A 13,550-nucleotide genomic window follows, 5' to 3' on the forward strand; every position below is an offset into this window, starting at 1 on the left:
CAATCGGCCGAAGCTGCCGCGGCCGTGCTTCGTCCGCGTCGTCTGTCCAAAGAGCGTTCCTCTATATCCAGGAGACGAGCATGTCCGCTGTACCCGACGAAGTCATGAAATATGTCGCCGCTGAGAAAGACGACGATCCCCAGGAAACCGGCGAATGGCTCGAAGCGCTGGATGGCGTGATTTCTGCTGTTGGCCCCGACCGTGCCCACTACCTGATCGAGAAGCAGATCGAGTTTGCCCGCGTGCATGGCGAACATCTGCCGTTCTCCGCCAACACCCCGTACATCAACACGATTCCGGTCACGCGTCAGGCGAAGATTCCCGGCGACCAGGACATCGAACACCGCATCCGCTCGTACACGCGCTGGAACGCCATTGCCATGGTGCTGCGCGCCGGCAAGGACACCAATGTGGGTGGCCACATCGCGTCGTTCGCTTCGGCGGCCACGCTGTATGACGTCGGCTTCAACCATTTCTGGCACGCGCCGTCTCCCGAACACGGCGGCGATCTCGTGTTCGTGCAGGGCCATTCGTCGCCGGGTGTGTACTCGCGCGCGTTCCTGCTCGGCCGTCTGACTGAAAAGCAGCTCGACAACTTCCGCCAGGAAGTGGGCGGCGAGGGCATCTCGTCGTATCCGCACCCGTGGCTGATGCCCGACTTCTGGCAATTCCCGACCGTTTCGATGGGCCTTGGCCCGATCATGGCGATCTACCAGGCGCGCTTCATGAAGTACATGCAGGCGCGCGGCATCGCAAAGACCGAGGGCCGCAAGGTCTGGGCTTTCCTCGGCGACGGCGAAACGGACGAACCGGAATCGCTCGGCGCGATCGGTATGGCCGGCCGCGAACGGCTGGACAACCTCGTGTTCGTGATCAACTGCAACCTGCAGCGCCTCGACGGTCCGGTGCGCGGTAACGGCAAGATCATCCAGGAACTCGAAAGCGAATTCCGCGGCGCGGGCTGGAACGTCATCAAGGTCGTGTGGGGCAGCCGCTGGGACGCGCTATTCCAGCGCGACAAGTCGGGCGCGTTGATGCGCCGCATGATGGAAGTCGTCGACGGCGAATATCAGACGTATAAGTCGGAGTCGGGCGCGTTTGTCCGCGAGCACTTCTTCAATTCGCCGGAACTGAAGGCGCTGGTCGCCGACTGGTCGGACGAAGACGTGTGGAATCTGAACCGCGGCGGCCACGACCCGCACAAGATTTACGCGGCGTTTTCCGAAGCCACTCAGACCAAGGGCCAGCCGACCGTCATCCTCGCGAAGACGATCAAGGGCTACGGCATGGGCGAAGCCGGCCAGGCCATGAACATCACCCACCAGCAGAAGAAAATGCAGGTGGAGCAGCTGAAGAAATTCCGCGACCAGTTCCGTCTGCCGATCGCCGACGAAGACCTCGTGAACGTGCCGTACCTCAAGTTCGAAGAAGGTTCGAAGGAACTCGAGTACATGCGCGCCCGCCGCCAGGAACTCGGCGGTTATCTGCCCGCGCGCCGTCAGAAGGCCGAGTCGCTGCCGGTCCCGGATCTGTCGGCATTCGAGCCGCTCCTGAAGGGCACCGGCGAAGGCCGCGAGATTTCCACGACGATGGCGTTCGTGCGCATTCTCAACATCCTGCTGAAGGACAAGGCGCTCGGCAAACGCATCGTGCCGATCGTGCCTGACGAGTCGCGTACCTTCGGTATGGAAGGGCTGTTCCGTCAGATCGGCATCTGGAATCAGGACGGCCAGAAGTACATTCCGGAAGACTCCGACCAGCTGATGTTCTATCGCGAGTCGGAAACCGGTCAGATTTTGCAGGAAGGTATCAACGAAGCCGGCGGCATGTCGGACTGGATCGCAGCCGCGACGTCGTACTCGACGCACGGCGAGATCATGATCCCGTTCTACATCTTCTATTCGATGTTCGGCTTCCAGCGCATCGGCGACCTCGCATGGGCCGCGGGCGACATGCGCTCGCGCGGCTTCCTGCTGGGCGGAACCGCGGGCCGCACGACGCTGAACGGCGAAGGTCTGCAACACGAAGACGGCCACTCGCTGCTGTGGGCCGCTTCGGTGCCGAACTGCATCAGCTACGACCCGACGTTCGGTTACGAACTCGCGGTCATCATGCAAGACGGTTTGCGCCGCATGGTCGCTGAACAGGAAGACGTGTACTACTACGTCACGGTGATGAACGAGAACTACGAGCACCCGGCGATTCCGCAGGGCGAGAGCGTAGCGGCCGACATCATCAAGGGCATGTACGCGTTCCGCAAGGCCGAAGCCGACAGCGGGTTCGACAAGAGCGCGCCGCGCGTGCAGCTGATGGGCGCGGGCACGATCTTCAACGAAGTGATCGCCGCCGCCGACCTGCTGAAGAACGACTGGGGCGTCGCCGCCGACCTGTGGAGCGTGCCGAGCTTCACCGAACTTGCGCGCGAAGGCCACGAAGTGCAGCGCTGGAACCTGCTGCATCCGAGCGAAGAGAAGAAGGTCTCGCACGTCGAGAAGCTCCTGAAGGACGCGCCTGGCCCGGTGATTGCCTCCACCGACTACGTGCGCGCGCTGACCGAGCAGATTCGCGCATTCGTGCCGCAACGTTTCGTCGTGCTGGGCACGGACGGCTACGGCCGCTCGGACACGCGCGAAAAGCTGCGCCACTTCTTCGAAGTCGACCGCTACTGGGTCACGGTGGCCGCGTTGAACGCACTGGCAGACGAGGGCACGATCGAACGCAAGGTCGTCGCCGAGGCGCTCAAGAAGTACAACCTTGATCCCGCCAAACCCAACCCGATGACCGTCTAAGGCATCATTCCCCGTGTGCCACGGCGCGCGTGCCTGTTCCTGATCGACAGGGGCAGGCGCGTGCGCGGCCCAGGAGACACTAACAATGAGTCAAGCGATCGAAGTCAAGGTGCCGGACATCGGCGATTACAAGGACATTCCTGTGATCGAGGTGCTGGTCAAGGCGGGTGATACCGTCGAGAAAGAGCAATCGCTCGTAACGCTGGAGTCCGACAAGGCGACCATGGACGTGCCGAGTTCGGCCGCCGGCGTCGTCAAGGAAGTGAAGGTCAAGGTCGGCGACAACGTGTCGGAAGGTTCGCTGATCGTCGTGCTGGATGGCGCAGAAGGCGGTGCGGCTGCTCCTGCGCCCGCTCCGGCACCAGCGCCTGCTGCTGCTCCTGCCCCCGCTGCCGCTCCTGCTCCCGCTGCTGCTCCTGCTGCAAGCGGCGGAGGCCTGCAGGATGTCAAGGTGCCGGATATCGGCGATTACAAAGACATTCCCGTGATCGAGGTCGCGGTGAAGGTCGGCGATCGCGTCGAGAAAGAGCAGTCGCTCGTCACGCTCGAATCCGACAAGGCGACGATGGACGTGCCTAGCTCGGCCGCCGGCGTCGTCAAGGAAGTGAAGGTCAAGGTCGGCGATACGGTTTCCGAAGGCTCGGTCATCGTCGTGGTGGAAGCCGAAGGCGCCGCCGCGGCTCCGGCCCCGGCGCCCGCCGCCGCACCGAAGCAGGAAACCGAAAAGCCGTCGGACGCGCCCGTCACGCCTTCGCCCGCTCCGGCTTCGCCGTCCGCACTCGCGCAAGCGCCGGTGATTCCGGCCGGCGAGGGCGGCGCGCGGCATCCGAGCCACGCTTCGCCGTCGGTGCGCAAGTTCGCGCGGGAACTCGGTGTCGATGTGACGCAGGTGCAGGGCACGGGTCCGAAAGGCCGCATTACGCAAGCTGACGTGACCGCCTTCATCAAGGGCGTCATGACGGGCCAGCGCGCAGCGCCGGCCGGTGCAGCCGCGCCCGCGGCGGCCGGCGGCGGCGAGTTGAATCTGCTGCCGTGGCCGAAGATCGACTTCACGAAGTTCGGTCCGGTCGACCCGAAGCCGCTGTCGCGCATCAAGAAGATTTCCGGTGCGAACCTGCATCGCAACTGGGTCATGATTCCGCACGTCACGAACAACGACGAAGCGGACATCACCGAACTCGAAGCGCTGCGCGTGCAGTTGAACAAGGAAAACGAAAAGGCCGGCGTGAAGATCACGATGCTGGCGTTCGTGATCAAGGCCGTCGTGTCGGCGCTGAAGAAATTCCCGACGTTCAACGCGAGCCTCGACGGCGACAACCTCGTGTTCAAGCAGTACTACCACGTGGGTTTCGCCGCCGATACGCCGAACGGTCTCGTGGTTCCGGTGATTCGCGACGCGGACAAGAAGGGTCTCGTCGAAATCGCGAAGGAAATGACCGATCTGTCGAAGGCCGCGCGCGATGGCAAGCTGAAGCCGGACCAGATGCAAGGCGGCTGCTTCTCGATTTCGTCGCTGGGCGGTATTGGCGGCACGAATTTCACGCCGATCATCAATGCGCCCGAAGTCGCGATTCTCGGCTTGTCGCGTGGCGCGATGAAGCCGGTGTGGGACGGCAAGCAGTTTGTACCTAAGCTGATGCTGCCGCTGTCGTTGTCTTACGACCACCGCGTGATCGATGGAGCTGAAGCTGCGCGCTTCAATGCGTATCTCGGAGCGCTTCTTGCCGATTTCCGGCGTGTGATTCTTTGATAGTGGTGAGGTTGCGCGGGGCGCCGGTTTTTGCGGTGCTCCGCGTCTCTCTGTAGAACCTGCTTTCATGTCGGTCCGTTGGCGCTGCCCCTGTGCGGGGCGGTACCTACTTTTCTTTGCCTCGCCAAAGAAAGGTAGGCAAAACAAAGGCGCGTGCTTGGGCGGACGGAAAAGGATGACTCTGTCTGCCGCGCTGCCAGCTTTTTGGGCTCGACGTTGCGCGTTCTTTGCTCATCACTATCAACAAGAGAAGGGGACACCATGAGTCTCGTCGAAGTAAAAGTGCCGGATATCGGTGACTTCAAGGACGTCGATGTCATCGAAGTCAACATCAAACCGGGCGACGTCATCGAGAACGAACAGGCGCTGATGACGCTCGAGTCCGACAAGGCTTCCATTGAAGTGCCGAGCGATACCGCCGGCACCGTCAAGGAAGTCCGCGTCAAGGCCGGCGACAAAGTCTCGCAAGGCACGATCATCGCGCTCGTCGAAACGTCGGCGGACGCGGCGCCCGCGAAAGATGCGCCTAAGGCTGCGGCCACGGAACCCGAGAAAGCGCCGGCTGAAGCGAAACCTCAGGCCGACGCGGCGAAGCCTCGAGCCGCCGCACCCGCGCCGCAAGCAGGCAGTTTCTCGGGCAGCGCGGACATCGAATGCGACATGCTCGTGCTCGGCTCTGGCCCTGGCGGCTATTCCGCCGCGTTCCGTTCGGCCGACCTCGGCATGAAGACGGTGCTCGTCGAGCGCTACGCAACGCTGGGCGGCGTCTGTCTGAACGTCGGCTGTATTCCGTCGAAAGCGCTGCTGCACACCGCGCTTGTGATCGACGAAGCCGAAGCGCTCGGCGCTCATGGCATCACGTTCGCAAAGCCGCAGATCGATCTGGACAAGCTGCGCGACTTCAAGTCGGGCGTCGTCAAAAAGCTGACGGGCGGCCTCGCTGGCATGGCCAAGATGCGCAAGGTCGAAGTAGTGACGGGGACCGGCTCTTTCGTCGATCCGAATCACATGGAAGTGCAGACCGAAGGCGGCAAGAAGGTCGTGAGGTTCAAGCAGGCGATCATCGCCGCGGGCTCGGAAGCGGTGAAGCTGCCGTTTATTCCGGAAGATCCGCGCGTGGTGGATTCGACCGGTGCGCTCGAACTTCGTCAGATTCCGCAGCGGATGCTGGTGATCGGCGGCGGCATCATCGGCCTGGAAATGGCGACGGTGTACGCCACGCTCGGCGCGCAGATCGACGTCGTCGAAATGCTCGACGGCCTGATGGCAGGCGCTGACCGCGATCTCGTCAAGGTCTGGGAGAAGTACAACAGCAAGCGTTTCGCGAACGTCATGCTGAAGACCAAAACGGTCGCTGCCGAGGCGAAAGACGACGGCATCTACGTGTCGTTCGAAGGCGAAAAGGCCCCGGCCGAAGCCCAACGCTACGACCTGGTGCTGGTGGCAGTCGGCCGCTCGCCGAATGGCAAGAAGATCGGCGCGGACAAAGCCGGCGTGGCGGTGACGGATCGCGGTTTTATCGACGTCGACAAGCAGATGCGCACGAACGTGCCGCACATCTTTGCGATTGGCGATATCGTCGGTCAGCCGATGCTCGCGCATAAAGCCGTGCACGAAGGTCACGTTGCCGCCGAAGCGGCTCACGGCGAGAAGGCGTACTTCGACGCGCTGCAGATTCCGTCGGTCGCGTACACCGATCCCGAAGTCGCGTGGGCCGGCAAGACGGAAGACCAGTTGAAGGCCGAGGGCATCAAGTACGGCAAGGCGGTGTTCCCGTGGGCCGCTTCGGGCCGCGCGATTGCCAACGGGCGCGACGAGGGCTTCACGAAGCTGCTGTTCGACGAAGAAACGCATCGCGTGATCGGCGGCGGGATTGTCGGCCTGAATGCAGGCGACCTGATCAGCGAGGTGTGCCTCGCGATCGAAATGGGCGCGGATGCAACCGACATCGGCAAGACGATTCACCCGCATCCCACGCTCGGCGAATCGATCGGCATGGCTGCCGAACTCTACGAAGGCGTGTGTACGGACTTGCCGCCGCAGAAAAAGAAGTAATGCGCTCAGCACATCCGCATTCGTGCGGATGGCGCTGATGAAAAAACGGCGCGCCCTTTGCGGGGCGCGCCGTTTTCATTTGGGACAGCGAGAGGGAAATATTTGTCGCCGGATCGCACCCCAGCCAGGACGCAAAAGCCGCAAAAAAAATCCCGGCGCTTCGCCGGGCAAACGATACGTCGTTCAACGTATCGGAGCGTTCGGCCAATTGAAACCGTGTGAGCGGCAACGGCACGACGCTGTTGCTTACAGCAGCGCCGGCGCAGCGGTGAGCTGGGCCGGCGCAAATACAGCCTTCAAGTCGCGCTCCCGGGCAAGCCCAAAGAGCGAGGCCCGAATATTAGGCCGGCTTCTTGGCCGAGCGCGATGCTTGCGCTGCGGCTTGCGAAGCTGCCTTCGACGCGGCCGTAGCGGCTGCGTTGAAGTTGCTTTCTGCGATTTCGACAGCCTGCTTGGTGGCCTTGTGAACCGTTTCGTACGTGGTGTTGGCGGCGGTGATGGCCGACTTGATCACGGCGACAGCGGTTTCAGAACCGGCCGGCGCGTTCTTCGCGACGTTTTCGACGAGCGACTGAACCTTGCGGTTCTGCTCTTCGAATTGCGCTTCCGCTACGCGGGCGAATTCGCCTTGCGTTGCCGAGACGATTTCGTATACGTGACGGCCATACGACAGGGCCTTTTCAGCGACGGGCTGTGCGAGGCTTGCTTGCAGTGCCAGCAACTCTTGCGCGTCTTTGACGGACAGCGCGCGCTGGGCATTTTCCTGGCTTTCCGCGAGCGTGGACTTCACGACTTGCAGGTTCAGTTCGACCAGCTTTTCGACGCCTTCAAACGCCTTGGTCGTCAGGCCGAACAGCGTTTCGAAATTGGCTTTCTGGGCTGCAGCGAATTGCTCGGGGGTCAGCAAAGTCATGGTTTACGCTCCTGGAATCGCGGCCCATCTTTGCAGACCGCATTGGGTGGTGGCGAGACGTACGGATTCGTCTGCCAGGACCGCGATGATTGTGCATCGCAGCAATGGGTTCTATTTTAAGATGCCGCCAACGAATGTCAAGCGGTTTTTGTGCATCGCACAATTTTAACAAACCACTTAGAAAACAATAGCTTATGCGCGCCGCATGACAGGCGAATGACGCGGTCGAATTGACCGTTGCGCTGCCGTGGTGCGGCAGTTTTCGGTAATTCGTTCCGGAAAAAGGTGCCCAGTTTCGTAGGCCAACAGTGCGCCGCAAAATGGCGTCGCAGGTGGACATTTAACAAAAGATCGCGGTGGAAGCGAATCGATGTAAACCATAAAGTGTCACGGAACGTTAATCCTTGATGCTGGTCGAATGCGCGTCATTCGATTTGCAGCGGGCATTTAAGACCGTGCCGGGCGCCATACGGTCAAAGCGTTGCCTGAGGCGCTGCGCCTGTATTTGTGTGGCGCTCGCGTTTCCCCTCATCAAGGTTGTCTCGAAATTGCCGTTATGCTTGAAGGATCACGCCCTTTTTGAGCGGGACGGCGACGGCGAGGCTCGGCGCCCTGATCGTTTTTTTCGATCGACGCGCGGCACTTATTTGTATTTTTGCGATCGGAGCTTACAAGCCGGTTTAAGGAGCGCCGATAAGTGCTTCAAATTGCTAAATTTTCGTTGTTTTACTACACTTGCGGAAATCTCTCGCCGCTCCCTACAGAACACCCATGAAAACCGACATGTTTTCGTCGCTGAAAGTGATCCACGGCGCGGCGCGCAGCACCGCGTTGTCGGTGGCCGCCTCCATGGTCCTCGCGGCCGCACTTGGCGCCCCAGTGAGCACTTTCGCTGCTACGCCCGCTACATCTGCAAAAACCTCGAAACACGCGAAAGCCGCGACAAAGCCAGCCGCCACCGCCAAGGCGTCCAGCAAGGCCGCTAGAGCGGGCAAAGGCGCGGAGGCGAAGACCGCTGCCGTTGACGACGACGCGCCCCGCGCGAGCGCCAAGCGCAAGCGTGTGACTTACACGTCGAACGGACGTCATCGCTCGGTGGTGCGGCGCGTCGCGTATGAGCCGCGGCAGCCGACCGTTGGCCAGGCGTTCGGCCTGCACGAAACGCCGGACGCGCTGATGCTGCGCTCGAGCGTCGCGTACGTAGTCGATCAGAACACGGGCGAGCCGCTCTTCGACAAGAATTCGCGCGCCGTGGTGCCGATCGCGTCCATTACCAAGCTGATGACGGCAATGGTCGTGCTCGATTCGAAAGAGCCGATGACCGATCAACTCGAAGTCACGGACGAAGACCGCGATTACGAGAAGAACACCGGCTCGCGCCTGTCGGTCGGCTCGGTGCTCTCGCGTGAAGACATGCTGCACATTGCGCTGATGGCTTCGGAAAACCGCGCGGCTGCAGCGCTTTCGCGCTACTTCCCCGGTGGCCGCCCGGCGTTTCTCGCCGCCATGAACGCGAAGGCGCGGCAACTCGGCATGATCGAGACGCACTTCGAGAATCCGACGGGTTTGACAAGCCAGAACGTATCGAGCGCGCGCGACCTCGTGAAGATGGTCAACGCGGCATATCAATATCCGCTGATCCGCAGGTTCTCAACGGATCATAGTTATGAGGTCTACACCGGCAAGCGCACGCTCGCCTACAACAGCACCAACGCACTCGTGCGTAACCCGACGTGGGACATCGGTCTGCAGAAGACGGGTTTCATCAACGAAGCAGGCGAATGCCTCGTGATGCAAGCCAACATTCACGGACGCCCGATGGTGATGGTGCTGCTCGATTCGTCGGGCAAGTATTCGCGTTTCGCAGATGCCACGCGGCTGCGCACGTGGCTCGACAACGGCGGCGATCAGGCGCGCATCACGAGCGCCGACGCCAGCGGTCCCGGCACCTGAGCTTGTTCGCGCACGGCCGGTTGGCCGGCGGGCCGCCTCAAACTAAAAAGCCCCGCACTGCTGCGGGGCTTTTTTCATTCGGCGGGCGGTTTTCGCATTACGCGTGCGAATTCTGATGATGGCCATGCCCTTGGGAGGCTTGCGGCCGATACCCGAGCGCCTCGGAAATCACGAGCGCGGTCTGGCTGAGTTGGCCGAGCCACGAATCCTGCAGGCGATCGGCCGGTGCGGATAACGACAAGCCAGCGACCAGCTTGCCCGTATCGTCGTAGATACCCGCGGCGATGCAGCGCACGCCGAGTTCGAGTTCTTCGTTGTCGCGCGCGCAGGCCTGCTGGCGTACATGCGACAGTTCGCGCTCCAGCTTGGCGAGATCGGTGATGCTGTTCTGCGTGTGGCCAGACAAGCCCGTGCGTGTCGCGTAGGCGCGCACGCGCGTGGATTCGTCGGCGGCGAGAAAAAGTTTGCCCACTGAGGTGAGATGCAGCGGCGCACGTCCGCCGATAGCCCGCACCACCTGCATGCCGGAACGCTCCGAATACGCGCGTTCGATGTAGACGATCTCGTCGCCCTGACGCACCGACAGGTTCACGGTCTGGCCCGTCTCCCGATGCAGTTCGCGCATCGGCGTGAGCGCCGCGTCGCGCACCGACAGGCGCGCTTTCACCAGGTTGCCCAGTTCGAGCAGGCGCATGCCGAGCCGGTACGTGCCCGGGTCAGACCGATCGACCAGCCGGCACATCACCATGTCGTTCAGGATGCGATGCGCGGTGGACGGATGCAGTTGCGTGCGGATGGCGAGTTCTTTCAGGCTGACCGGGTCGCTATGCGCGGCGAGTGCGTCGAGCAGGCGCATCATGCGTTCGATCACCTGGATCGAAGTTTTGGGATCCGGGTTCGTGTCGCTCATAAGAAGAATCAGTTGACGCGTCAAACAGCGGAAATTGATTGTATCTCGTATCGTGAAAAAAGCGAACGCACTTGGAAGAGCTCTTCGAATTCGGCGAGGCATTCGTCCTACACCTTCCAGGCGTTGGTATTGTGCGCCAAACAGCGGATAATCAGGGACGTTTTCCCGGAGGAGGGCTCATGCGAGTCGGATTGTTCGTCACCTGTCTCATCGACCTGATGCGGCCCGAAATCGGATTCTCGGTGATCAAGCTGATCGAGGGCGCGGGTTTTGAAGTGGTGGTCCCACCGGCGCAAACATGCTGCGGGCAGCCCGCGTACAACTCGGGCGAGCGGCGCATCGCCCGGGATCTCGCCGAGAAGACCCTGCGGGAGTTCGAACAGTTCGATTACGTGGTGGTGCCCTCGGGCTCGTGCGGCGGTATGATCCGCACGCACTACGGCGACCTCTTTGCCGACGATCCCGAACTGATGAACCGCTTTGGCAGGCTGCGCGCCAAGGTCTTCGAGCTTACCGATTTCCTCGTCAATGTCGCCCATGTGCAATTGCAGCCGGGCGAGTTCGTGGGGCAAGTCACTTATCACGACTCGTGCTCGGGTCTGCGCGAGCTTGGCGTCAAGGCGCAGCCGCGAGAGCTCCTCGCACAAGTGGGCGTGGCGGTGACGGAAATGAAGGGCTGTGAGCACTGCTGCGGCTTCGGCGGCACGTTCGCGGTCAAGTACGGCGACATTTCCACAGCGATCGTCGACGAAAAATGCGCGAATATCCGCGACAGCGGTGCGGGCACGGTCGTGCTGGGCGACCTCGGCTGCATGCTCAATATTGAAGGGCGTTTGAGGCGTACCGGCGATACCGCGACCCGCGTGCTGCACATCGCTCAAGTGCTGGCCGGGGACGTTTGAGGGGATCGCCATGCAAATCCAGTCCATGCAATTCAAGGCGCGCGCCGGTCAGAAACTCGCAGACCAGCGGTTGCAGCAGAACCTGACCAAGCTGTCCACCAAGTTCGTTTCCGCCCGCGCCATCGCGCTAACGGCAATCGACTTCGCCGCCACCCGCGCGGCGCTTAAGGAGCGCCGCAACCGCGCGCTCGAAAACCTCGACGTGTGGCTGGAGACCTTCGAGCGCGAGGCGGCCCGGCGCGGCGTCACGGTGCTCTTTGCGGAGACCACTCAGGAGGCGGCGCGGCTCGTCGGCGACATTGCACGCCGGCACGACGTGAAGAAGGTGATCAAGACCAAGTCGATGGTCACCGAAGAAATGCGCCTGAACGAAGTGCTCGGGCAAATGGGCGTGCAGTCCATCGAAACCGATCTGGGCGAATACATTCTGCAGATCAACGGCAACGAGCCGCCGAGCCACATCATCGCGCCGGTCGTCCATAAGGATAAGGACGAGATCGCCGACCTCTTCGCCAAAACACATGGCCGGCCGCGCCTCACCGAAATTCCCGACATGACGCTCGAAGCACGGCAGGTGCTGCGTCCGCACTTCATGAGCGCGGACATGGGCGTGACGGGCGGCAATTTCGTGATCGCGGAAACCGGCTCGGTCGTGCTCGTCACGAACGAGGGCAACGAAGGCATGTGCACCGTCATGCCGCGCGTGCATGTGGCCGTAACCGGCATCGAGAAGGTATTGCCGACACTCGAAGACCTCGCCACGGCCATGCGTCTGCTGCCGCGCTCCGCGACCGGCCAGACCACGTCGAATTACTTCTCCCTGCTGACCGGACCGCGAGGCGAGGGCGATCAGGACGGGCCGGAGCACATGTATGTGGTGCTCGTCGACGGCGGGCGCACGGGGCTGATCGGCGGCGATTTCCAGGAGATGCTTCGCTGCATTCGCTGCGGCGCATGCATGAACCATTGTCCGGTGTATCAGAAAGTGGGCGGACACGCGTATGGCTGGGTCTATCCGGGACCCATGGGCTCGGTGCTGACGCCGAGTTATGTCGGCCTCGACAAGGCGCTGGATCTGCCGCAGGCGGCCACGCTGTGCGGCGAGTGCAATAGCGTTTGCCCCGTCGGGATTCCTTTGTCCGACCTGTTGCGCAAGCTGCGGGAGAAGCAGGTGGAGCGGCGGCTGCGTCCATGGAAGGAGCGCGCGGGCTTGGCTGTATGGGGCTTTATGGCGCTGCATCCGCAGATGTATGCCGTTGTCACGAAGCTCGCCGTGCGTGTGCTGGAGCGGATGGGCGGGAGCAATCGGTCGATTGCGAAGTTGCCGCTAGCCGGCGCCGGCTGGACAGACACCCGTGACATGCCCGCGCCTGTGGGGCGCACGTTCAGGGAGTTATACGCCGCCCAGCGCAGTCATATCGGCTGATTGGGGGTGAGCGCGCTGCGCGTTCCGCTGCAAGGCGGATAACGGAGCAGAGGTGCCACTCTCGTGGCGGCGGCCCGCGAGCCAGCGGCTCGCGCGCCATTCCTGCAGGCCTGTGCAATTACGCGGCAAGCAAATCACCGTGAATGCAGGCCCATGACAAGTGCGCTGTAGGCGATTCTTGCGCATCGTCTGGGCCGCTCAAGCGCCATTTAGTGATCCGTCGGGCCGCCCGACGGGCGATTCGGATTGCCTCTCACCGCCGGCCCGCCGCCATTGCCGTGGCCACCTCCGCCTCCTGCCTGTTGCGTCGGTGCTGGCGGCGGAGGCGCGGCGGCAGGCCGCGGCGCATTCGACCCGCTCGGTCCGCGCGGACCGCCGGCCGCGCCTTGCGGCGGCGGGCCGCCACCAGACTGGCCGTGCCATCCACCGTTGCCGCCGTGATTGCCATTGCCGCCGTGATTGCCGTTGTCCCCGTCGTGGTACGGATGTCCCGGATAACCGCGATATCCCGGTCCCGGCCCGTAGTAGCGCCCGGGGCCGTTGTAATAACCAGGGCCGTAGTAGTTGTTGTAACCCATGTAGACGTTGGTCTGTGGCGGGACAGGCGCGCCGTAGCCGTCGTAACCGTCGTAGGTGCTGTAGCCGTTGCTGTACATCGGAGTGCCGTCCGGATAGACGGCACAGCCACCTAGAAGAGCGGCGACGGCGACAGCGCCGAGGGGTGCAAAGCGTTTCATTTCAAGCCCGAGCCAAGAGTTCATGTCTATCAGACCGCAATTATGCTCATCTGTCGCGCTAGCTTTGTATGCTTTTGTAAGGAGTTAAGTTCTGTGCCAGGCCTGATCATATATG

At 62.3% G+C, this 13,550-nt stretch carries 9 protein-coding genes; 6 read left to right on the forward strand and 3 right to left on the reverse strand.

Going from position 1 to position 13,550, the window contains the following annotated elements; genetic code table 11:
* The first annotated feature begins 80 nt into the window (after positions 1–80).
* The 3 genes from aceE (at position 81) to lpdA (ending at position 6,594) form a co-directional block, all read left to right on the forward strand.
* On the forward strand, positions 81–2,789 hold the full coding sequence (gene aceE / locus JMY24_RS03775) for a pyruvate dehydrogenase (acetyl-transferring), homodimeric type (RefSeq protein WP_128595414.1): 2,709 nt from the start codon (positions 81–83) through the stop codon (positions 2,787–2,789).
* 85 nt (positions 2,790–2,874) lie between these two features.
* A complete protein-coding gene (aceF, locus tag JMY24_RS03780; RefSeq protein WP_201701407.1) occupies positions 2,875–4,539 on the forward strand; it encodes a dihydrolipoyllysine-residue acetyltransferase in 1,665 nt (554 codons plus the stop codon).
* Positions 4,540–4,800: 261 nt separating this feature from the next.
* The gene (gene lpdA / locus JMY24_RS03785; protein ID WP_201701408.1) at positions 4,801–6,594 is read left to right on the forward strand and encodes a dihydrolipoyl dehydrogenase; all 1,794 of its coding nucleotides are present in this window, start codon (positions 4,801–4,803) and stop codon (positions 6,592–6,594) included.
* Between the two features lie 340 nt (positions 6,595–6,934).
* On the opposite strand, the gene JMY24_RS03790 is transcribed toward lpdA, so the two are convergent.
* Positions 6,935–7,507, reverse strand: a complete 573-nt coding sequence (locus JMY24_RS03790) for a phasin family protein (RefSeq protein ID WP_128589476.1) — start codon at positions 7,505–7,507, stop codon at positions 6,935–6,937.
* A gap of 771 nt (positions 7,508–8,278) precedes the next feature.
* Here JMY24_RS03790 and pbpG point away from each other — a divergent pair.
* Positions 8,279–9,460 (forward strand): D-alanyl-D-alanine endopeptidase, encoded by a 1,182-nt coding sequence (pbpG, locus tag JMY24_RS03795; protein ID WP_128595413.1) that lies wholly within the window; start codon positions 8,279–8,281, stop codon positions 9,458–9,460.
* A 97-nt stretch (positions 9,461–9,557) separates the two neighbouring features.
* Here the strand turns inward: pbpG and JMY24_RS03800 are convergent, their stop codons facing one another.
* The gene (locus JMY24_RS03800) at positions 9,558–10,370 is read right to left on the reverse strand and encodes an IclR family transcriptional regulator (protein WP_128595412.1); all 813 of its coding nucleotides are present in this window, start codon (positions 10,368–10,370) and stop codon (positions 9,558–9,560) included.
* Positions 10,371–10,549: 179 nt separating this feature from the next.
* Here JMY24_RS03800 and JMY24_RS03805 point away from each other — a divergent pair, with 179 nt between their 5' ends.
* Both JMY24_RS03805 and JMY24_RS03810 read left to right on the forward strand, forming a co-directional pair.
* Entirely contained in the window at positions 10,550–11,272 is a 723-nt protein-coding gene (locus JMY24_RS03805) for a (Fe-S)-binding protein (protein WP_128595411.1), read from the forward strand.
* 10 nt (positions 11,273–11,282) lie between these two features.
* On the forward strand, positions 11,283–12,698 hold the full coding sequence (locus JMY24_RS03810) for a LutB/LldF family L-lactate oxidation iron-sulfur protein (RefSeq protein WP_128595410.1): 1,416 nt from the start codon (positions 11,283–11,285) through the stop codon (positions 12,696–12,698).
* A 209-nt stretch (positions 12,699–12,907) separates the two neighbouring features.
* On the opposite strand, the gene JMY24_RS03815 is transcribed toward JMY24_RS03810, so the two are convergent.
* Positions 12,908–13,435, reverse strand: a complete 528-nt coding sequence (locus JMY24_RS03815) for a hypothetical protein (protein ID WP_201701409.1) — start codon at positions 13,433–13,435, stop codon at positions 12,908–12,910.
* Between the last annotated feature and the right edge of the window lie 115 nt (positions 13,436–13,550).

It is taken from the genome of Paraburkholderia kirstenboschensis, from assembly GCF_904848585.1.
Classification (GTDB): domain Bacteria; phylum Pseudomonadota; class Gammaproteobacteria; order Burkholderiales; family Burkholderiaceae; genus Paraburkholderia; species Paraburkholderia kirstenboschensis.

What these genes read in the sequence shown, in the direction of transcription:
- aceE (WP_128595414.1), top strand. Translation starts at nt 81, where the DNA reads ATGTCCGCTGTACCCGACGAAGTCATGAAATATGTCGCCGCTGAGAAA.
- aceF (WP_201701407.1), top strand. Translation starts at nt 2,875, where the DNA reads ATGAGTCAAGCGATCGAAGTCAAGGTGCCGGACATCGGCGATTACAAG.
- lpdA (WP_201701408.1), top strand. Translation starts at nt 4,801, where the DNA reads ATGAGTCTCGTCGAAGTAAAAGTGCCGGATATCGGTGACTTCAAGGAC.
- JMY24_RS03790 (WP_128589476.1), bottom strand. Translation starts at nt 7,507, where the DNA reads ATGACTTTGCTGACCCCCGAGCAATTCGCTGCAGCCCAGAAAGCCAAT.
- pbpG (WP_128595413.1), top strand. Translation starts at nt 8,279, where the DNA reads ATGAAAACCGACATGTTTTCGTCGCTGAAAGTGATCCACGGCGCGGCG.
- JMY24_RS03800 (WP_128595412.1), bottom strand. Translation starts at nt 10,370, where the DNA reads ATGAGCGACACGAACCCGGATCCCAAAACTTCGATCCAGGTGATCGAA.
- JMY24_RS03805 (WP_128595411.1), top strand. Translation starts at nt 10,550, where the DNA reads ATGCGAGTCGGATTGTTCGTCACCTGTCTCATCGACCTGATGCGGCCC.
- JMY24_RS03810 (WP_128595410.1), top strand. Translation starts at nt 11,283, where the DNA reads ATGCAAATCCAGTCCATGCAATTCAAGGCGCGCGCCGGTCAGAAACTC.
- JMY24_RS03815 (WP_201701409.1), bottom strand. Translation starts at nt 13,435, where the DNA reads ATGAAACGCTTTGCACCCCTCGGCGCTGTCGCCGTCGCCGCTCTTCTA.